This is a genomic window from Rhizobium sp. Root1203, from assembly GCF_001424945.1.
Lineage (GTDB): Bacteria > Pseudomonadota > Alphaproteobacteria > Rhizobiales > Rhizobiaceae > Rhizobium.
Genome location: NZ_LMCW01000001.1, coordinates 237,961 through 257,271, shown reverse-complemented (window position 1 = coordinate 257,271; position 19,311 = coordinate 237,961). Strand labels below are relative to the sequence as shown.

At 60.8% G+C, this 19,311-nt stretch carries 18 protein-coding genes; 11 read left to right on the top strand and 7 right to left on the bottom strand.

Annotated elements, in window-relative coordinates; genetic code table 11:
• The first annotated feature begins 51 nt into the window (after positions 1-51).
• Together ASC97_RS01280 and ASC97_RS01275 are read left to right on the top strand one after the other, a co-directional pair.
• Positions 52-636 (top strand): Arc family DNA-binding protein, encoded by a 585-nt coding sequence (locus ASC97_RS01280; protein WP_057466543.1) that lies wholly within the window; start codon positions 52-54, stop codon positions 634-636.
• Positions 637-768: 132 nt separating this feature from the next.
• Entirely contained in the window at positions 769-1,347 is a 579-nt protein-coding gene (locus ASC97_RS01275; RefSeq protein WP_057466542.1) for a hypothetical protein, read from the top strand.
• 383 nt (positions 1,348-1,730) lie between these two features.
• Here ASC97_RS01275 and ASC97_RS01270 read toward each other — a convergent pair whose 3' ends face one another.
• The 7 genes from ASC97_RS01270 to ASC97_RS01240 form a co-directional block, all read right to left on the bottom strand.
• A complete protein-coding gene (locus tag ASC97_RS01270) occupies positions 1,731-3,578 on the bottom strand; it encodes a phage tail tape measure protein (RefSeq protein ID WP_057466541.1) in 1,848 nt (615 codons plus the stop codon).
• Between the two features lie 64 nt (positions 3,579-3,642).
• Positions 3,643-4,005 carry a phage tail assembly protein gene (locus ASC97_RS01265; RefSeq protein ID WP_057466540.1) on the bottom strand — a complete coding sequence of 121 codons (363 nt, stop codon included), beginning with the start codon at positions 4,003-4,005 and terminating at the stop codon, positions 3,643-3,645.
• A 135-nt stretch (positions 4,006-4,140) separates the two neighbouring features.
• Positions 4,141-6,051 carry a phage major capsid protein gene (locus ASC97_RS01260; protein ID WP_057466539.1) on the bottom strand — a complete coding sequence of 637 codons (1,911 nt, stop codon included), beginning with the start codon at positions 6,049-6,051 and terminating at the stop codon, positions 4,141-4,143.
• The gene (locus ASC97_RS01255) at positions 6,051-6,548 is read right to left on the bottom strand and encodes a hypothetical protein (protein ID WP_057466538.1); all 498 of its coding nucleotides are present in this window, start codon (positions 6,546-6,548) and stop codon (positions 6,051-6,053) included. Before ASC97_RS01255 ends, ASC97_RS01260 begins: the two co-directional genes overlap by 1 nt.
• Before the next feature lie 52 nt (positions 6,549-6,600).
• Positions 6,601-7,095: a MarR family transcriptional regulator gene (locus tag ASC97_RS01250; RefSeq protein ID WP_057466537.1), complete on the bottom strand. Its 495-nt coding sequence runs from the start codon at positions 7,093-7,095 to the stop codon at positions 6,601-6,603.
• Positions 7,096-7,235: 140 nt separating this feature from the next.
• Positions 7,236-8,057, bottom strand: coding sequence for a helix-turn-helix domain-containing protein (locus ASC97_RS36135; RefSeq protein WP_057466536.1), 822 nt, complete (start codon positions 8,055-8,057; stop codon positions 7,236-7,238).
• Positions 8,047-8,259 (bottom strand): hypothetical protein, encoded by a 213-nt coding sequence (locus ASC97_RS01240; RefSeq protein WP_057466535.1) that lies wholly within the window; start codon positions 8,257-8,259, stop codon positions 8,047-8,049. The genes ASC97_RS36135 and ASC97_RS01240 overlap by 11 nt, the downstream gene beginning before the upstream one ends.
• Positions 8,260-8,524: 265 nt before the next feature.
• Here ASC97_RS01240 and ASC97_RS33725 point away from each other — a divergent pair, with 265 nt between their 5' ends.
• From ASC97_RS33725 to pepT, 9 genes are all read left to right on the top strand, one after another.
• On the top strand, positions 8,525-8,761 hold the full coding sequence (locus ASC97_RS33725; RefSeq protein WP_156390299.1) for a hypothetical protein: 237 nt from the start codon (positions 8,525-8,527) through the stop codon (positions 8,759-8,761).
• 842 nt (positions 8,762-9,603) lie between these two features.
• The gene (gene kdpF / locus ASC97_RS01235; RefSeq protein WP_007790938.1) at positions 9,604-9,693 is read left to right on the top strand and encodes a K(+)-transporting ATPase subunit F; all 90 of its coding nucleotides are present in this window, start codon (positions 9,604-9,606) and stop codon (positions 9,691-9,693) included.
• Positions 9,694-9,728: 35 nt separating this feature from the next.
• Positions 9,729-11,432 (top strand): potassium-transporting ATPase subunit KdpA, encoded by a 1,704-nt coding sequence (kdpA, locus tag ASC97_RS01230; protein WP_057466534.1) that lies wholly within the window; start codon positions 9,729-9,731, stop codon positions 11,430-11,432.
• Between the two features lie 9 nt (positions 11,433-11,441).
• The gene (locus ASC97_RS34550; protein ID WP_200959425.1) at positions 11,442-11,597 is read left to right on the top strand and encodes a hypothetical protein; all 156 of its coding nucleotides are present in this window, start codon (positions 11,442-11,444) and stop codon (positions 11,595-11,597) included.
• Positions 11,598-11,645: 48 nt separating this feature from the next.
• Positions 11,646-13,736 carry a potassium-transporting ATPase subunit KdpB gene (gene kdpB, locus ASC97_RS01225; RefSeq protein ID WP_057466533.1) on the top strand — a complete coding sequence of 697 codons (2,091 nt, stop codon included), beginning with the start codon at positions 11,646-11,648 and terminating at the stop codon, positions 13,734-13,736.
• An 11-nt stretch (positions 13,737-13,747) separates the two neighbouring features.
• Positions 13,748-14,317 carry a potassium-transporting ATPase subunit KdpC gene (gene kdpC, locus ASC97_RS01220; RefSeq protein WP_057466532.1) on the top strand — a complete coding sequence of 190 codons (570 nt, stop codon included), beginning with the start codon at positions 13,748-13,750 and terminating at the stop codon, positions 14,315-14,317.
• 201 nt (positions 14,318-14,518) lie between these two features.
• Positions 14,519-17,230 carry a sensor histidine kinase gene (locus ASC97_RS01215; RefSeq protein ID WP_057466531.1) on the top strand — a complete coding sequence of 904 codons (2,712 nt, stop codon included), beginning with the start codon at positions 14,519-14,521 and terminating at the stop codon, positions 17,228-17,230.
• On the top strand, positions 17,227-17,928 hold the full coding sequence (locus ASC97_RS01210) for a response regulator transcription factor (RefSeq protein WP_057466530.1): 702 nt from the start codon (positions 17,227-17,229) through the stop codon (positions 17,926-17,928). The genes ASC97_RS01215 and ASC97_RS01210 overlap by 4 nt, the downstream gene beginning before the upstream one ends.
• Positions 17,929-18,004: 76 nt before the next feature.
• Entirely contained in the window at positions 18,005-19,237 is a 1,233-nt protein-coding gene (gene pepT, locus ASC97_RS01205; RefSeq protein ID WP_057466529.1) for a peptidase T, read from the top strand.
• The last annotated feature ends 74 nt before the right edge of the window (positions 19,238-19,311 follow it).

Genomic DNA, 19,311 nt, shown 5'->3' with positions numbered 1-19,311 from the left:
GACGTCAAGCGAATAATATCACAGTGGTCCTATCCACAGGGAGAAAGCGCGGTGTCAGCAAAGTCCACAGGCAGAAACTCAGATCAGTTCAACTTGCGCCTCCCCGATGGCATGCGGGACCGAATTGCCGACGAGGCCGGTAAAAGTGGTCGCTCCATGAACGCTGAGATTGTTCACCGGCTCGCGAACAGCTTAGATTTCAATAGGAGTACGCTGGAAGACCAAGGGTTCGACTTTCCTGAGGATTTGAACCTTGATCTGGTAAATACCGCATCTCTCAATCGTCGCTCTGTGATGGAGGAAATCATTGATCGCCTCGATAAATCGTTTCGGTCACAGGGCACGGTTGTCGATCATCTCATAAGGGAAAATAGGCGCCTCAATCGGCGGCTTGACCGGTGGATGGACCTGGCTATTCATCTTTCGCCTGAGGAGCTGCGGTTGCTCGAAGAGCGCGCCGAGCTGGCCGAACAGGTTAAGAAGCGGCACATTGCGCCAGAGCGGTTTACGCGTTTCATGCAGCTCAACCCGATCGGCGACAAGAAACGCATTCACCTCAACCTAACGACTTCGCCGCAGCGCTATGATGTGCTCTTCGAGCACAAGACCTCCCATCGGGATATTGATGAGGAGTAATCGCCAACTCTGTCGGGTGCTGATTATTAACAGAAAAGGGTCTGTAGATTTGCCGACCCTTCATGAGTTGCCAAGCTGGCGACACACGGAAAGATTGACCGAAAATCATTCAAACCAGAGACCCGCCACGCCATGATTTATGAACTTCTCGGCTCGCGCTTCGTTCAGACCCTGCTGGTGACAACAGCCGGCATCATCCTCACCCAGCTCATCTCTGCCAAAGGAAAATTACGGTGGTCCAACCGACACGCCCATGTGTTTCTACTTCCGAACGCGGGGCCAAATGGATCTCAGCTTATCGTTCACACTAAAGAGATTTGGGTCACCAACCCCGGCCGATCGTCCGTGGAAGATGTGGAAATCGTATTTAATTGGAGGCCGCAGCATTTTGAGATTTGGGATCCACGGGCATTTGAACCGGTGGACCATCCTGATGGACGCTTTGCAATTCAGGTGCCAAACTTGGCCGCCAAAGAGTTTTTCTCGGTCTCGATATTATCAGTTGGACCAGGGCAACTTCCAGATATTGTCAACATAAGAAGCAAAGACAGCGTCGCGAAAATGATTCCGCTGTTACCCTCCCGGCAATACCCAAATTGGTTCAACCTCCTTGGACTTGTCCTTTTGATCCTGGGGCTCGCAACTGCGGTCTATGCTGTTCTATCGGTCGTGGCGCTGTTTGCGGACAACCTTCCACCGTCAGCGATCTAACGGCTCGACTGCTAAGATGATGTTGGAAAGCCCCTCATCCGATCGCCACAAAACCCGGATCTCCCCCGCCGCTCTAGCCCGTCGAATCGCGAGGCTTGCCGTCGAACGGCTGACCCCTGCCCGATCGACCATTTCAGCTAGCGACAAGGTGCACCGCCTCCGCTCGCGGATCTCAGCGCGGATCACATCGAGGACGTGGTATAAGTAAGCTCCCGCACTGAACCCTCCGAAAACATCCTCTACTGGAATGTTTTGCACTTAACCGAAAGCGTGGCCAGCGCCGCCTCTTGACCTTGTTATTTTATAGACCACAAATGTGGTAGCAAAAATTAACAAGGTGATTTGGCGATACGAACCGAATACCTCCAGTAGAACGCTTTCCATCAAAATCCGCCACCACCGCTGTTTGCGGGCCTATTCGCGCTCGGCGGCATCGTACGTCCGGTGTTGGCATTCACGTTCGGTCCCTGCTGCTGGCCGAGGCCGTTGATTTTCTTAATTCCGGAAACGATCGCTTCGAGAACGCGGCCAGCTATCGCGGTTGCGACCTGATCACCGGCCGCACTCAGCTTCATAGCCATGGCGTCGCCCGCCTTGGAGCCTGATTGCTCGATCGCGTTTCCGGCATCGCGGCCACCCTGGGCGAACCGCTCTTCGATGCCTTCGAAGGCGTTCGTTCTTGTCGCACCAGACGATGACAGGAAGCTTTCCGAAGCGTGCCGCCCCTCCCCGTATTGCTGGTATTGGGACTGCAAACTCTGGAGCCGATCGTTGACGTTGCCTTGTGTTGGCCTCGGCGTCGGGATCGGAACGGCGTTGGCGGGGATTTTTCCAGGTCGATAACCATGGTCGCCGCCAGGGAACTCTGCAGGACCGGGAGGAGACATTCCATGCGGTCCGCCTGTCGATTGCGCGACCTTGCCCGATGCGTACCGTCGCGCCCAGTATTGCTTCAGAAACTCCGGATCTCGATAGCCGCCCTCGTAGGCGAGTTCCCAAGGTTCGTCGCCTGTCATCACACCAAACGCTCGACGGACGGAACTCCAGCCGCGCTTCTCCATACCCTTCTGCCGCGCCGAGTGAAGGTCCATTTCCTTCGTGGCTTCGTCCATGATCGGGGTAATTACAGGCGCGATCGTGCCACCCAGCGCGTATTTCAGCTGCTGATAACTGGCATTGAATTTATCGATGCTAGCCTGCGTGCCGGCTAGAACGTTCTGCAGGTTCCGATAGGTCGTGCCGTTAACGCTCGGATTGCCCAGCTCGTCCATATAGTGCGCCAGGCGCTCGGCGCTGGTCATCAGGGAGCGCATGCCATTCTGAAGCTGGGTGTCTGCGAAGAGCTGAGGAAGCTTGCTGAGGTCGCCGTTGACGGCTTGCTTCGAAAGGCGAATGAAAGCGGTCAGCGTGTCCTCGCCGTTCTCCTTGGCTTTCTTCATCTCCTTTTGGAGATCGATACCAAAGTTCTTAAATTTGTTGATCGTCTCCCCCGAGAACATCTTCTGAAACACGTTCTCGGCGTTGGTCGCCGCCTCTTCCGAGGATCCGGTGTCTTCGCGGATCGTCTGCAGCACGGCCACCAGCCGTTTCAACCCGTCTTCGCCGGTATAGCCGAGAGCTGAAAACGCGCCAGCAAGGCGCGGAATGGCACCGGCCATATCGTTCAGCTCGTATTGCCCGGCCTGCCCACCTGCGACCATCAGGTCGAAGGCTCGCTGCATCTGGTTCGCCTGTATCTTGAAGGCCGAGGCGGCTTTCAGGCCGGCGTTGGCAATATCCTCGGTGGTCGCGCCAGAGGCCTGCGCCGTCGCGAGCACGGTCGGGAGAAAGGCCATGGCCTCTTTGAGGTTCATGCCGCTTGCCGTCAGTGTGTCGAGGGCGGAAATGGTCTCGCCGAGCGGCAGGGCGAAGTTTTTCGTTTCCTGCTGGAGCTGCGCGAAAGCGGCTTTCGTATCGTCGGCCGATGCACCCGCCGTGTTGCCGATGCGCGCCATCTGGCGCTCGATCGCGGCGAAGTCTACCAGGGCGGTTTTCGCACCGAAGGCGATTGCGGCGGCGCCAGCGGCAATCATCGCGCCAGATCGTTGCTGCACTCTGGCGATGGCGCCGGAGCGCTTGTTGTACTCCTCCGCGCGCGCATTGACGGTAGCCAGCTTGCCGGCGACGGACTTCAGCGCCGCGCCAGTCTTGTCGACGGCCGAGATTTTAAGCCTTGCTTCCACTTCCTTCATTTGCGCGGCGCCTTCTCAATAAAGCCGACACAGCGGCTTGCCCAATGACGAATTTCCGAGGCCGTCATTCCGCCGACGTGATGGGCTGCAAAACCGTAACGGAAGACGAGCCAGTCGGCGGTTTCGGCCACCTCGTCTCCTCCATAAAAAAATCACACACGGCGCTTTCGAGCCGCATCGAGTCCACTGCGGAAAGCTGGCCGATATCCTCGTAAGTAGGCTCGACGAGTAGCACCTTCACATATTGGTCGACGATGTGCGGATAGGTCAGAGACAGCACGCCGCCATTCTTCGCCGGCTGGTAGTCGAATGGCTTGCCGATAGCGTTGATATGCGTTTCTGCGTAGGTAGGCTCACGCAAGGTGATGGTGTCGAACCGCTTGCCATCGGCTTCATAGGATCGGGTAAGTTCTACAATTTTGTCCATTAGAAAAGCCTTTCGAGATGAGAACGCAGCTCCCCGAAAACCCATGAAAACGGGGAGCTGCTGGCAAAAACCGGTAAGGTGGCTACCCCTCGCCGGTTCAAGCGCCGCCGTCAGGAAAACCGGCGGCGATTTTCGCTAGACGCCGGGGTTGAAGTAGGCGGCGCGGCGGTCGTAGACGGCGCAACCAAAGTCCAATTCGCAGCTATAAGCGCGGCCTTGGCGGCCAAATGGGTCTTCCATGCGCATGCGCGGACCTTCGAAACCGTCAAGGTAGCCGTACATCAGGGCAGGTCGGGAGGCTGGATCGCCAAACAACCACCAGCCGGAACCGGTATAGCGGTTTTCGACTGCGACACTGAGCTTCCCCGCGAACGGGTTAGCGTCGGTGACCGTGGTCGCATTGATCTCGGTGACGAACTGCTGAGCCGATGTTTCCAGTTGAGGTCCGACCACCAGTACGGCGGGAACCACACCAGCAGTGCCATTACCACTGACGTTCTTCTGAAGCCTCATTGCCGTGCGGGCCACACTGACGCTGCCGACGCCAAGCGCGGAACCGGCGGCGGCTAGGTTGCCATGGTCCGCATGGAACAGATTTTTTCCATCCGAGAGCTTAACTCCCCCAAAGGAATTCGCGGACAGCAACTGGAAGAGCATATTACCTTCAGTATCGTTCGCAGCATCCGAGAAACCAGCGATGGCGTCGGAAATTACCCCCAGTGCATCGTTGATGAGGAGCTGTCGGGAGAGCGCAATGGCACGTCCGAACGACTGGATAGAGATGCCGTTGTCTTCGTAGTTGACAGTTCCAAACTTTATTTCACCGTCTTCAAGGATCGGCTGGAGTGCCGGCGCTTCCCCAGGTCGAATGAACTTGGAAGGCCGGAAGTCTTGCACGTTTCGTTTTAGCGCCAGCGCTTTGAGGGGGGGAGGCGTCGAGCGGAATCGGGCAATCATCGCCTGAGAAGCCGCATTTTCCAAGATGAACGCGAAATCCGAAGTCGTATGGGCCGCTCTACTGGAAAGCGTGCGGAGCGCTCGCTGATCGCCGAGTGCAGCGTCGGCCAGGTCGATATCGCTAACGCCTCTCGTATTGACGCCTTGCGCCTGGAAGAACCGTTCGATAATTTCGAGCGTCCTCAATCCAGCCAGGGGATTGTTTGCCGTGTCGACGGCGGCACCAAACCGCGAGGCGAGAACATCTGTTGCTTGTCTCTCGATGGCTTCGATCTGGGAGCGCGCGGCGCCACGGGCAGGACTCGTGACCGTCGCGTCTACTCGATCCGCCAACATTTTGAAAACACGGTCCCGCGCGCCGCTGATGGTGCGAACCGTTTCGAATTCGCTATCGACCGCATCCGCCAAGAGACCGGAACTCACAGCCTGGTCACGAAGCTGGTCGAGCTGGCGATTGAAGCTGGCGGAACGATTATTCTCGCGGCCGTCTTCTTCGGTTTCGTCATCTGCGCGGGTATCGAGCAGCTGGTCATCTTCTTCCGTCCGGATCAGAGCGGGGCGGCGATTTTTGTTCCTCATATCTGAGGCTCCTCTAACTGTTGCGTTGGGGTCGGCCGGCACACTGACCAGCGATAGTTCGTACGGCTCCCATTCGGTCGCCGTCAGAAGCACGGAGCCGTTTCGCGCGTCTGTCTCTTTGGCTTTTCGGATCACGTAACCGACCGAAACCTTATTGAGCATGCCTTCCTTCACCAGGTCGAAGGCCTGCCGTCCTCGTTCGCTATCAGCGAATTTGACTGTGGCGATGAGCTGCCGGTTTGCGATCCTGTAATCCGTTACCTGCCCGAGAACCGAAAGGACGCTGGAGCGATCGTGACTATCGATCACCGGGAGCCCCTTAAGGCGGGTGGTAACGATGGCCTCGCTCGTGCAGCGTAAAACCTCATCGCCGTGCCAGCGTACGACCGGCGTTTCCGTCGCCGCGACAACCTCAATGGTTCGGTTTGCCTCATCCAAAGAGCGCGCCGAGAAGACGCTGTCGCGATGATTAGCCTTTTGCTCGGCCTTTCGAAGTGCACGCCGGGACATCAATTCGCGCCCCGCGCTGCCATATGAGCGGCTACCGCCCCTGCAAGATGGGGCCGGAGTTCTTCTGTCAGGACTTCGCAACTGACCACGACGGCAGCGCCGAGGTTCAGCGTGAAGACGGACGCCAGGTCGTGGTAAACCTCAAACTGCATCTCATCGCCTTCGCGGAGCGCGCCGAAAGCGGCGGCGAAACGAACCTCTTTCGATTTTTGCTGCCACTTGTCCCGCGCATTGTCCGGCTCCAGGCGAAACCAAACGAACTGTGCGACGTAGCTGCCGAAGCGAATTGCATCGTTGAGATCGGCCACCAAGCGACGCGAAACGAAAAGCCGCGCCAGAGCGAGTTTGACGACATCCGGAGCTGAATATTTCCAGCGGCCGTTCGGCTGCACTTGGCCGATGCCATCCATGAAACCGCGCCGACGCCAGTCGCGCTGACCGTCTTGCGTGAGACCTGAGAACTTATGCAGTTCGGTCGGGTCAAAGAGGTAATTCATAGGCAAACTCCGTGAGGCTTTCCCACGCTATAACCGTGATGACATCCCACGGTCAAGCGATTTTTTCGGGAAGCGCTACGGTTCGCTTGCTAGGAAATCGGAGATCCAGCTCGAAAAGACTTGAGTTTTCGGCATTCAAGGCCATCTCGGCAAGCTTCTCGGCTATAGATTTTTTTATCTCATTGACAGTCTGCTGCAGGACGGAATGGAATTTCACTTCACCTTCCTCGGCAGCTGAGATCAATCCTTCGATCGGCTGGAGGAGCTTATCTATTTCGCAGAAGGCCGCTTCGGACAGCGTCAGCAAGACGTCTTCGATCGAGTGCCTCCTCCCTAACTCACGGCCCACCGCACGATCATAAGCGGCGAGATCAACGTATCTTTTCCGGCCGACGCCTTCTGAGCGCGTGACGAGAAACCCGCCCCTTTCAAGTCGCGCGACCCGTTCACCAGCAGACTGGCGCGTTATGTTTTTGCGGCGAGCAAGCTCGGCGATCGTGATCCAGATGCCGTCATTCGAGGCGGATATTTTCAGAGGTTCGCTCATCGGAGGTTCCTTGTCAGGTGTTGTCAGTAGTTGTCAGGGGTGTCAGGTCAGGATTTAGCGCTGCGTCACTAGCGAACTCTCGGGCTCGTCCCGGCCCGCAAGGGGTCAGGGTCCGGGAAGGACCCAAAGGGGGGTGGGGGTCAGTGGACCGGTCCATGCCGACCCTCGATGTCTTGCAGTCTGGCGGTTCGCAGGCTCGCGACGATGAACGCTAGCCCACCGCCTCGGCGCTTGACCTCTTCACCTATCGCCGCGTTCAGGCTGGCAGCGTCCAGCAACGCCCACGCGACCTGTCGTACATCAGGAGGTAGGCCCTTGATGGCTTCATCGACACGCCACTCGGCAGCACTCCAGGCATTGCCAGCGCGTGAACTATCCCCGCTTCGGCTCTTCTCCCGAGCCTCGTTGTTTGGGTTTCTCGGCCTTGCCTCCTCATTATTCAAAAGCCCATCTGAAGCTTTCGACACGGTCAGCCCATGAGGTTCCGTCTGAGAGGGTGGGGAGAGATTTAGTTCCTTAGATGAGTTTATTATAATAGTTTGTGGGTCATTTTTGTCCCCACTTGTCGGACATTTCTGTCCCCTTCTGGTGGACATTTCTGTCCCCTTCTCGGTATCCCCATCTGGTCCTTCACCGGTTCTCATTCGGCGCTGGAAGTCAGCGTTTAGATCGCGGAACTTGGACCAGCACGGCTCATAGCTCGCACGCCCTGAGCTGCCGCCGTGGCTTGATTTGGTGAATAGTTGATGCTTTCCGCATAAATCGGCCGTAGCTCGTTTCACGGTCTTTTCCGTCACCCCGAGTATGCGCGCGATCCGGCCAACGCTTGGATCGCACTGGCCGGTTGTCATATTGAGGTGTCCGAGGATAACGCCAGCAACCGCTTTGTCGGCGCTGGAGAGCCCAATCAGCAGGTTAAGGACGTTTCGCGCGATCGATAGGTCAACCTTCTCAGGACGCATCCCGCTTCCCATAGCGGAGAGCATGGCCGCGCTTGGACGCCTCGACGGCATCGAGGACACTTACGCCGAAGCGCGCCATGATTTCGAGAAGGTGATTGCCGCGAATACTGTCGGCATTGAGGCTCATCCACAGAGCGGCTTCAACTACCTTGTCAGGCTGGTTTTCGGTTGGAATTTCTTCCGTAACCCTTTGATTTTCCATTGGGCGATTTCTCCAGATTTGGAGAAAATCGGAAGCAATATCATAGAACAGTTGGGGACTCTGACTCCGTTAATCTTGGTTCGAGTCCAGGTTCCCCAGCCAAGTTTGTTGTTTTCAACAGATTCATCGAGATAACCACCCAGCACCGCGGGTCTGCGGACTAATCTGCGTGTGCCGGCGGGCGTCGGGACGTCGCATGAAACGGGTGGTCGACGTCGGCGTTTTCACATCTAATGCTCCTGTCTCGGAATTCAGGAGCAGGACCATGTCTTCGTTCTTAGCACTGCACGCCATCGCGGCCGGGCGTGGCGAAGGTCTTCTTCCGCAGCTGGTTGAAGCCCTGCGCCATCAGGAAGCAACCGACGCATACGGGCACGCGCCGTTGGCGAACTCTCCCTGCGTACGCGTCGATCCCCTGTCCCCGGTTCTCGCAGGGATGACCTCGCGCGGCGCGCTTCCAGCGCGTTCCCGCCCCCATGGGGGGCGGCCAGCCGGTCTCTAGACCGAAGACCCGATCGGACCGAAGATCGGGCGCGTCCGTATCCGACGGCGAGGCCGCGTCCGCGTCCGGCCATTCGCGGCGGTTCGGACCGCAGCCCTTCGACGCCGCCGAATTGCGCAGGATTCACCCTCCCTCAGCCCCTAGCTGAAATGTGGAACACTTTCTTTCGCAAATATCTGTCGCGAAACTCCGACTTTTGCGAATCGGTTTTGCGACTGGAATTTGCAGGGAAATTCAGTGCTGGCGGCTTTTCGCGAAACTTAGGATCATCGCGATAGATGCGACGCCAGAAAATCGGCGGCGCTCCGGTGCGCTGCCCAGGCGTTCCGGGTTCCCGATCTCAAGAAAAAATCGTGCGATGATATTTAAGCGCATAAACCTAGCTTGTGCATTCCATCGCGAAACTCTCGATTAAAGCGACAATTTTTGTGACTGAATTTTACGACGGCGCAAAAGCGACATTCTGCGACAGGCGAGTTCGCAGAATGCTTCACGACGACATCCTCCGGCAAGTCCATTCCACAGATTCCACATTTCCGATGCGCACCGTCCACCCTCCCCTTCGGCATTTATAGGATTTTTATATTGGCGGCCGGGCGCTCGTCTCGATCGTTTATGCGCTTCGGGCGCATATTGAGGCCCGGAAAGATCGCAGGATCGTTTCCAACATCATGAGGAGCGCGGGAAGCCCCAAGGTCTCCGCGTCGCCTTCAGTTCCGAAACAACAAGAGGAGTGATGATCGATGATCGACGTCGTTCTGCTCGGCATCACGATTTTTTTCTTCGTGCTCTGCGTCGCCTACACCAAAGCCTGTGACGGGCTCTAGCCGGAGATGCAAGCGATGACCCTCGACTATATTCTCAGCGGTGGAGTGACCGTGTTCCTCACCGTCTACCTCACCTATGCCCTCATCCGCCCCGAGCGATTCTGATCTCGCCAGGCGCCGGGTATTGAAAGTTAATCACGATGACCCTCAACGGATGGCTTCAGATCCTGCTTTACTGCGGGATCGTTCTTGCGCTCGTCAAACCGCTCGGCGGCTACATGACGCGTGTCTTCAACGGCGAGCGCACAGTCTTGTCACCGGTCCTCGTTCCGATCGAACGGGGACTCTACGCGATCTCAGGCACCAGCGAGCGGGAGGAGCAGCACTGGACGGCCTATGCCATCTCGATGCTGCTTTTCAACCTTCTCGGCGTACTGCTGCTCTACGGGCTGATGCGCCTGCAGGCCGGGCTTCCCTATAACCCCGCCGGCATGGCTGCTGTCGGTCCCGAACTCTCCTTCAACACCGCCGTCAGCTTCGTCACCAACACCAACTGGCAGAACTACGGCGGCGAAAGCACCATGTCGTACCTGACCCAGATGGCGGGCCTGACGGTGCAGAACTTCGTTTCGGCGGCAACCGGCATCGCCATCGCAATGGCGTTCATCCGCGCGTTCGCCCGCGCCTCGGGCAAGGCGGTCGGCAATTTCTGGGTCGACATGACCCGCGCGACCTTCTACGTGCTGCTGCCGCTCTGCATCGCGCTCACGCTCGCCTACGTCTATCTCGGCGTTCCGCAGACGCTCGGCCCGTATGTCGACGCAACGACGCTCGAGGGCGCCAAGCAGACGATTGCGGTCGGTCCCGTCGCCTCGCAGCTTGCCATCAAGATGCTCGGCACGAACGGCGGCGGCTTCTTCAACGCCAACTCCGCCCATCCCTTCGAAAATCCGGATGCTCTTTCCAATCTCATCCAGATGGTGACGATCTTCGCGATCGGCGCGGCCCTCACCAATGTCTTCGGCCGCATGGTCGGCAACCAGCGTCAAGGCTGGGCGATCCTTGCCAGCATGTTCGTGCTGTTCCTGGCGGGCGTCGCCGTCACCTATTGGGCCGAGTCCGCCGGCAATCCGCTGATGCATGCCTTCGGCCTGCAGGGCGGCAACATGGAGGGCAAGGAAGTCCGCTTCGGCGTGACGCTCTCCTCGCTCTTCGCGGTCATCACGACGGCGGCCTCCTGCGGCGCGGTCAATGCCATGCACGGCAGCTTCACGGCGCTTGGCGGTCTTGTTCCGCTGATCAACATGCAGCTCGGCGAGGTAATCGTCGGCGGTGTCGGCGCGGGGTTCTACGGCATCCTGCTGTTCGTCATCATCGCCATCTTCGTGGCCGGTCTCATGGTCGGCCGCACGCCGGAATATCTCGGCAAGAAGATCGAGGCGAAGGAGATGAAGATGGCCGTGCTCGCCATCCTCTGCCTGCCGCTCGCAATGCTGGTCTTCACGGCGGTCGCAAGCGTGCTGCCATCGGCGGTCGCTTCGGTCGGAACGGCCGGACCGCACGGTTTCTCGGAAATCCTCTATGCGTACTCGTCGGCGGCGGCGAATAACGGCTCGGCTTTCGGCGGGCTGACGGGCAACACGCCCTGGTTCAACGTGACGCTCGGCATCGCCATGCTCGCCGGACGGTTCCTCGTGATCATTCCGGCGCTTGCGATCGCCGGCTCGCTGGTTGCCAAGAAGACGGTTCCGGCCTCGACCGGCACCTTCCCGACGGACGGGCCGCTGTTCGTCGGCCTGCTCACCGGCACGATCGTGATCGTCGGCGGGTTGACCTTCTTCCCGGCGCTCGCCCTCGGTCCAGTCATCGAGCACCTCGTCATGATCTCCGGCCAGACCTTCTGAGGAACGACGATGCTGATCCGGCATTTCAAGCGCCACAAGCTCCCTACCCGCTCCGGATTTCCGGGGCGGACGGCCGCCAGGTCGATGCGCGCCTCCGACATCATCCTCGTGATGCTGGCCGCGCTGCTGGTGGCCGCCGCCGCCTACAGTCTGATTTCGGGCTGACCGGTCTTCCGGTCGCCACATCCTCGTCTCAAACGCTGGAGTTCTCTTATGAGCCAGGCAAAATCCGTGAGCATCCTCGATGCCCGCATTCTCATTCCCGCCGTGGGCGACGCTTTCAGGAAGCTGAACCCGCGCGCGCTCGCCAAAAACCCTGTCATGTTCGTCGTCGCCACGGTCTCGACGCTCACCACCGTCCTGTTTGTCCGCGACCTCGTCAGCGGCGGCAGCGATCTCGCCTTTTCCTTCCAGATCAACCTCTGGCTCTGGTTCACCGTGCTGTTTGCGAACTTCGCCGAAGCGGTTGCCGAGGGACGCGGCAAGGCACAGGCCGATTCGCTGCGCAAGGCGCGCACCGAGACGCAGGCGAAGCTGCTGACCGCCAATAACGGCAGCAGCTATCGCATGGTGCCCGGCACCAGCCTGAAGGTCGGCGATCTCGTGCTCGTCGAAGCAGGCGACATCATCCCGTCGGACGGCGAAGTGATCGAAGGCGTCGCCTCCGTCAACGAGGCCGCCATAACGGGCGAGTCCGCGCCTGTCATTCGCGAATCCGGCGGCGACCGCTCGGCCGTGACGGGCGGAACGCAGGTGCTGTCCGACTGGATCCGCGTGCGTATCACGGCCGCCGCCGGTTCGACCTTCATCGACCGCATGATCGCACTCGTCGAGGGCGCGGAACGGCAGAAGACGCCGAACGAGATCGCGCTCAACATTCTGCTGGCCGGGATGACGCTGATCTTCGTGCTGGCGACCGCGACGATCCCTAGCTTTGCAGCCTATGCCGGCGGCTCGATCCCGATCATTGTTCTCGTCGCCCTGTTCGTGACGCTGATCCCGACGACGATCGGCGCCCTTCTGTCGGCGATCGGCATCGCCGGCATGGACCGTCTCGTCCGCTTCAACGTGCTTGCCATGTCCGGCCGCGCCGTCGAAGCCGCCGGCGACGTCGATACGCTGCTTCTCGACAAGACGGGCACGATCACGCTCGGCAACCGCCAGGCGACCGCCTTCCATCCGGTGCGCGGCGTCACGGATCAGGAGCTCGCCGATGCCGCCCAGCTCGCATCGCTGGCCGACGAGACGCCGGAAGGCCGTTCCATCGTCGTGCTCGCCAAGGAAAAATATGCGCTGCGCGGGCGCGACATGAGCAGCCTGAAGGCGACATTCGTCCCGTTCACGGCGCAGACCCGCATGAGCGGCGTCGATGTGGAGGGTTCGTCGATCCGCAAGGGTGCCGTCGATGCGGTGCTTGCCTATGTCGACGGCGGTGGTCCAATGCTTTCCTCCGGCAACGCCGCCGTTGCGTTGCGCTCGAACACCGAAACCGTGCGTGAGCTTCAGGCCAGCGCCGCCGAGATCGCCAAGAGCGGCGGCACACCACTCGCCGTTGCCCGCGACGGTCGTCTGCTCGGCGTCATCCAGCTCAAGGATATCGTCAAGGGCGGCATCCGCGAACGCTTTGCCGAATTGCGGCGCATGGGCATCCGCACCGTGATGATCACGGGCGACAACCCGATGACGGCAGCGGCCATCGCCGCCGAAGCCGGCGTCGATGACTTCCTCGCCCAGGCGACGCCGGAGAACAAGCTTTCGCTGATCCGCGAGGAGCAGGCAAAAGGCAAGCTCGTCGCCATGTGCGGCGACGGCACCAACGACGCGCCGGCACTGGCGCAGGCCGATGTCGGCGTCGCCATGAACACCGGCACGGTCGCGGCCCGCGAGGCCGGCAACATGGTCGACCTCGACAGCGATCCGACGAAGCTCATCGAGATCGTCGAGATCGGCAAGCAGCTGCTGATGACCCGCGGCGCGCTGACGACGTTTTCGATTGCCAACGACGTCGCCAAGTACTTCGCCATCATCCCCGCGATGTTCCTCACCTTCTATCCGCAGCTGAAGGCGCTCAACGTGATGGGGCTCTCGACGCCGCAAAGCGCGATCCTGTCTGCGATCATCTTCAACGCGCTGATCATCGTCGCCCTCATTCCGCTGTCGCTGAAGGGCGTGCGCTATCGGCCGATCGGTGCGGGCGCGCTGCTTTCCCGCAACCTGCTGATCTACGGCCTCGGCGGCATCCTCGTTCCGTTCGTCGCCATCAAGGCGATCGACATGCTGATCACTACCATCGGCCTCGCCTAAGGAGCAATGTCATGTTGAAACAACTACGCCCCGCGATCGTGATGATCGTTGCAACGACGGCTATCACCGGCCTCCTCTATCCGCTCGGCATGACGGGGGTGGCGCAGGCCATCTTCCCCGCCAAGGCCAACGGCAGCCTGATCGAAAAGGACGGCAAGGTCATCGGTTCGACGCTGATCGGGCAGGCATTCACCAGCGACGTCTACTTCCACGGTCGACCTTCGGCTGCCGGCGACGGCTACAATGCCGCAAGTTCAAGCGGCTCCAACCTCGGGCCGACCAGCCAGAAGCTGATCGATCGCGTGAAGGCTGACTATGAGGCCGCGAAGGCGACCAACCCCGGCGTGGACGTTCCGGCCGATCTGGTGACCGCCTCCGGCAGCGGCCTCGACCCGCACCTCTCCCCTGCCGCCGCCTATTTCCAGGTACCGCGCGTCGCCAAGGCGCGCGGCGTGGATGAGACCAAGGTGAAGGCGCTTGTCGACAACGCGGTGGAGGGCCGAGAACTCGGCTTCCTCGGCGAACCTGTCGTCAATGTTCTTGCGTTGAACCAGAGCCTCGATGCTTCTATGAGTCAGTGAGTTGGCGATTGGGCACGCTTTACACTCTCCTCATCCCTGTGCTCGTCACAGGGATCCAGCAGCGCCGCGTCGGCGGGGCAAAAGGCTTTTTTCACGCGCAAGACCTCGCGTAGCTGGATTCCTGTGACGAGCACAGGAATGAGGGTGGTGGGTGAGACGTGCACATCGCCACAAAGGCATCCTGAGAAAGAGCCAAACCGCATGCCAGACGACAACCGCGACCAGGCCGGCAGGCCCTCGCCCGATGCGCTTCTTGAGAAGGCCAGGGCCGAAACGCGCGGCCGCCTGAAGATATTCCTCGGTGCGGCCCCGGGGGTCGGCAAGACTTACGAGATGCTGGCGTCAGGCCATGCAAAGCTTGCCGACGGCGTCGATGTCGTGGTCGGCGTGGTCGAAACCCACGGGCGCAAGGAAACGCAGGCGCTGCTCGACGGTTTCGAGATCGTGCCGCGCGTACAGGTGGACTACAAAGGCAGGCTGCTGGAGGAAATGGACCTCGACGCCATCCTTGCCCGCAGGCCGGGACTGGTGCTCGTCGACGAACTCGCCCACACCAATGCCGAGGGCAGCCGTCACCCGAAACGCTACCTCGACGTCAAGGAGCTGCTCGATCGCGGCATCGACGTCTATTCGACGCTGAACATCCAGCATGTCGAAAGCCTGAACGACGTCGTGTCGCAGATCACCCGGATCCGGGTGCGGGAGACGGTCCCGGATTCGGTCATCGACATGGCCGACGACGTCGAGATCATCGATCTCACGCCCGACGACCTCATCAAGCGGCTGCATGACGGCAAGGTCTATGTCGCGAAGACGGCCGAGAAGGCGCTGACCAACTACTTCACCCCCGGCAACCTGACGGCGCTGCGCGAACTGGCGCTGCGCAGGACAGCCCAGCGCGTCGACGACCAGTTGCTCACCCATATGCAGGCGCATGCGATTTCGGGGCCATGGGCGGCGGGGGAGCGCGTTCTGGTATCGGTCGATCAGCATCCGAGCTCAGCTTCGCTGGTGCGCTACGCCGCGCGCATGGCCTCCCGGTTGCGCGCGCCCTGGGTCGCGGTCAACGTCGAGACCAATCGCTCGATCAATCTCACGGAAGCCCAACGCGACACGATCGCTGCAACGCTGCGCCTTGCCGAGCAGCTGGGCGGCGAAGCGATCACCGTTCCGGGGCGTGAGACGTCCGAAGAGATCATGCGCTATGCGGCGGCGAACAACGTCACCCACATCGTCATCGGCGCCCCGAAGCAGCCTGCGTGGCGCGAATGGTTCCAACCGTCGACGGCCAGCCTGCTGATCCGCAAGGCGGGCGACATCAGCGTCCACGTCATATCGGGCGAGGATCAGCGGGAGACATCCCGGCGCGGCGTGAAGGCGGCGGCGCCGGCCGCACCGGCGCTCGATTTCCGCGCCTATCTTCTCGCAACTGCCTATGTGGCCATTGCCCTTGCCGTGGGGATCGTGCTCGATCAGGTGCTCGATGTGCGAAACCTCGCCCTCGTCTTCCTGATGGCGGTTCTCACCTCAGCCGTTCTGCACGGACTGCGCCCGGCGCTCTATTCCTGCATACTCGGCGCGTTCTCATTCAATTTTTTCTTCCTGCCGCCGCGGTACACGCTGACGATCAGCGATCCGGAAAGCGTTCTGGCACTGTTTTTCTTCCTCGGCGTCGCCATCATCGCCAGCAATCTGACGGCAACCGTCCAGCGGCAGGCTTCCGCTGCCCGACAAAGGGCGCGGACGACGGAAGACCTCTACCTGTTTTCGAAGAAGCTTGCCGGTACCGGCACGCTGGACGACGTACTCTGGGCCACGGCATTCCAGCTTGCCTCGATGCTCAAGGTCCGTGTCGTGCTGCTGCTGCCGGAGGACGGAACGATTGCCGTCAAGGCCGGCTATCCGCCCGACGACACGCTCGACGACGCCGATATCGCCGCTGCCCGCTGGGCGTGGGAGCACAATCATGCGGCGGGTCGCGGCGCCGACACCCTGCCAGGCGCCAAGCGCCTCTACGTGCCGCTGCGCACCGGCCGCACGGCCGTCGGCGTTATCGGCCTCGACAGCGATCGTCGCGACGGGCCACTGCTGACGCCCGAACAGCAGCGCCTGCTCGACGCACTGGCCGACCAGGCCGCTCTTGCCATCGAACGCATCCAGCTCGTCGCCGCCATGGACCAGGCAAAGCTTGCGGCCGAAGCCGACCGGTTGCGCTCCGCGCTGCTGACCTCGATCTCGCACGATTTGAAGACGCCGCTTGCGGCCGTCCTCGGAGCATCCACGACGCTGCGCGATTATTTCGCGCCGATGTCGGAAGAGGACCGCAGGGACCTGCTCTCGACCATCGTGGATGAATCGGAGCGCCTCAATCGCTTCATCGCCAATCTTCTCGACATGACAAGGATCGAATCCGGTGCGATGGAGCCTAACTATGCGCTGCACGATATCGGCGACATCGTCGGCAGCGCGCTGCGGCGCGGCGCGAAGATCCTCGGGGGGCATGGGGTCGATGTGCGGATCCCCGCGGATCTGCCTGTTGTGCGCGTCGATCCTGTCCTCTTCGAGCAGGTGCTCTTCAACCTTTTGGACAACGCCGCGAAATATGCGCCCGAGGGCTCCACCATCGACATCAAGGGCTGGAGCGGGACCGACACCGTCGTCGTACAGGTCGCCGATGCGGGGCCAGGCATCCCGCCTGGCGACCTCGATCGCGTCTTCGACACGTTCTATCGGGTGCGCAAAGGCGATCAGGTGCGGGCGGGCACCGGCCTCGGCCTCTCCATCTGCCGCGGCTTCATCGAGGCGATGGGCGGCACGATCGCGGCCGGCAACAGGCCCGACCGTACGGGGGCCGTTTTCACCATTCGCCTGCCGAAACCCAATGACATTCTCAAGCTGGATGAGCTCAAATGACCGGTTCGCCCGTAAAAATTCTCGTCGTCGACGACGAGCCCCCTATCCGCAAACTGCTCCGCGTCGGCCTTGCCGCGCAGGGGTACGAAGTGCATGAGGCAGGCGACGCGGCAGCCGCCCGCCGCACCGCGCAGGAAGCCTCGCCCGACCTTATCGTGCTCGATCTCGGCCTGCCGGACCAGCCGGGCCATGACCTCCTGCAGGAATGGCGCGAGCAGGGGCTCGCGACACCGGTCGTTATCCTGTCGAGCCGCACCGACGAGGCCGGCATCGTGAAGGCGCTCGAAAGCGGCGCCGACGATTATGTGACGAAGCCATTCGGCATGAACGAACTCGGCGCCCGTATCCGCGTGGCACTGCGCCACCGCCTGCAGCAGCAGGGCGAAAGGGCCGTGTTTCGCACGGGGGGCCTGTCGATCGACCTCGTCAAGCGCATCGTCAAGGTCGACGATCACGAGATCAAGCTGTCGCCGAAGGAGTACGACATCCTGCGGGTGCTGGCGCAGCACTCCGGCAAGGTGTTGACGCACCAGTTCATGCTCAAGCAGATCTGGGGACCTGCGGCCGATGTGCAGTACCTGCGCGTCTATGTCCGCCAACTTCGCCAGAAGATCGAAGCGAGCCCCGATCAGCCGCAGTACATCACCACCGAGACCGGGGTCGGCTACCGGCTGAGGGAAGCCGACCCCAGCTCGTAAGCACGAAAATGCTTCACGCAGCGGTCGAGGAAGGCTACAGCGGTTATCGGTTGACGCACACGAACTGGACGAGCCCATGACCGACACTGTTACCGATCGTTTCCTTCGCTATGTCGTTATCGACACACAGTCGGATGCAAAGTCCCCGACGCAGCCCTCGACCGAAAAGCAGAAGAATCTTGGCCGGCTGCTGGTCGAGGAGCTGCTGGCGATCGGCCTTTCGGATGCGCACCTCGACGAGCATGGCTACATCTATGCGACCATTCCGTCGAACACCGACAAGCAGGTGCCCGTTATCTGCTTTTGCTCGCACATGGATACGGCGCCCGATTTCAGCGGCACCGACGTCAAGCCGCAGATCGTGCGGAACTACGGCGGTGGCGATATCCGGCTTACCGCCGATCCCCAGCAGATCATCCGGGTCGTCGATCATCCCGCCCTCGAGGATCAGCTCGGCAACGACCTCATCACCACTGACGGCACGACCCTGCTCGGCGCGGACGACAAGGCCGGCATTGCCGAGATCATGACGGCTGCGCAGTTCCTTGTCGCCAATCCCGAGATCAGGCACGGGACAATCAAGATCCTGTTCACCCCGGACGAGGAGATCGGCCGCGGCGTCGACAAGGTCGATCTGGCCAAGCTCGGCGCAAAGTTCGCCTACACCATGGACGGCTCGACCGCCGGTCACATCGAGGACGAGACATTCTCGGCCGACGGCGTGGAGATCCGCATCCAGGGCGTCGCCATCCATCCGGGCTTTGCCCTCGGCAAGATGGAGAATGCCATCAAGATCGCCGGCGCGATCGTCGACCGCCTGCCCAGGGACGTCGCTCCGGAGACGACGTCGGGCAAGGAAGGCTTCGTGCATCCGACCGGCGTTACGGGCTCGATGGAAAAGGCGGCGATCAGCCTGATCGTCCGCGACTTCAGCGATCGTGGCCTCGCGAGGAAGGAGGCCATGATCGAGGCGATCGTCAGGGAGGTCATGGCGGGCTATCCCGGCTCGACCTACACGTTCGAGATCACGAAGCAGTATCGGAACATGAAGGTCGTCCTCGACCGCCATCCGGAAATTGTCGATCATGCCGTCGAGGCTATCCGTCGCGCCGGCATGGAGCCGGTGCGCGGCAGCATCCGCGGCGGCACCGACGGGTCGCGGCTGTCGTTCATGGGACTGCCCTGCCCCAATATTTTCGCCGGCGGCCACGCGTTTCATTCGCCGCTCGAATGGGTCAGCCGCCAGGACATGGAGAAGGCCGTGAAGACGATCGTCGAGCTAGCCAAGGTCTGGGAAGAGCGCGCCTGAGCGGAGTGTTCTAAGGTCAGTGGGATGACGGGGAGCGCCCTTCACCCTCAGCCCTCATTCCTGCTTGTCACAGG

What these genes read in the sequence shown, in the direction of transcription:
- ASC97_RS01255 (WP_057466538.1), bottom strand. Translation starts at nt 6,548, where the DNA reads ATGAATTACCTCTTTGACCCGACCGAACTGCATAAGTTCTCAGGTCTC.
- pepT (WP_057466529.1), top strand. Translation starts at nt 18,005, where the DNA reads ATGACCGACACTGTTACCGATCGTTTCCTTCGCTATGTCGTTATCGAC.
- kdpB (WP_057466533.1), top strand. Translation starts at nt 11,646, where the DNA reads ATGAGCCAGGCAAAATCCGTGAGCATCCTCGATGCCCGCATTCTCATT.
- ASC97_RS01240 (WP_057466535.1), bottom strand. Translation starts at nt 8,259, where the DNA reads ATGGAAAATCAAAGGGTTACGGAAGAAATTCCAACCGAAAACCAGCCT.
- ASC97_RS01275 (WP_057466542.1), top strand. Translation starts at nt 769, where the DNA reads ATGATTTATGAACTTCTCGGCTCGCGCTTCGTTCAGACCCTGCTGGTG.
- ASC97_RS01215 (WP_057466531.1), top strand. Translation starts at nt 14,519, where the DNA reads ATGCCAGACGACAACCGCGACCAGGCCGGCAGGCCCTCGCCCGATGCG.
- ASC97_RS01210 (WP_057466530.1), top strand. Translation starts at nt 17,227, where the DNA reads ATGACCGGTTCGCCCGTAAAAATTCTCGTCGTCGACGACGAGCCCCCT.
- kdpA (WP_057466534.1), top strand. Translation starts at nt 9,729, where the DNA reads ATGACCCTCAACGGATGGCTTCAGATCCTGCTTTACTGCGGGATCGTT.
- ASC97_RS33725 (WP_156390299.1), top strand. Translation starts at nt 8,525, where the DNA reads ATGTCTTCGTTCTTAGCACTGCACGCCATCGCGGCCGGGCGTGGCGAA.
- kdpC (WP_057466532.1), top strand. Translation starts at nt 13,748, where the DNA reads ATGTTGAAACAACTACGCCCCGCGATCGTGATGATCGTTGCAACGACG.
- ASC97_RS01260 (WP_057466539.1), bottom strand. Translation starts at nt 6,051, where the DNA reads ATGTCCCGGCGTGCACTTCGAAAGGCCGAGCAAAAGGCTAATCATCGC.
- ASC97_RS01270 (WP_057466541.1), bottom strand. Translation starts at nt 3,578, where the DNA reads ATGAAGGAAGTGGAAGCAAGGCTTAAAATCTCGGCCGTCGACAAGACT.
- ASC97_RS01265 (WP_057466540.1), bottom strand. Translation starts at nt 4,005, where the DNA reads ATGGACAAAATTGTAGAACTTACCCGATCCTATGAAGCCGATGGCAAG.
- ASC97_RS36135 (WP_057466536.1), bottom strand. Translation starts at nt 8,057, where the DNA reads ATGCGTCCTGAGAAGGTTGACCTATCGATCGCGCGAAACGTCCTTAAC.
- ASC97_RS34550 (WP_200959425.1), top strand. Translation starts at nt 11,442, where the DNA reads ATGCTGATCCGGCATTTCAAGCGCCACAAGCTCCCTACCCGCTCCGGA.
- kdpF (WP_007790938.1), top strand. Translation starts at nt 9,604, where the DNA reads ATGACCCTCGACTATATTCTCAGCGGTGGAGTGACCGTGTTCCTCACC.
- ASC97_RS01250 (WP_057466537.1), bottom strand. Translation starts at nt 7,095, where the DNA reads ATGAGCGAACCTCTGAAAATATCCGCCTCGAATGACGGCATCTGGATC.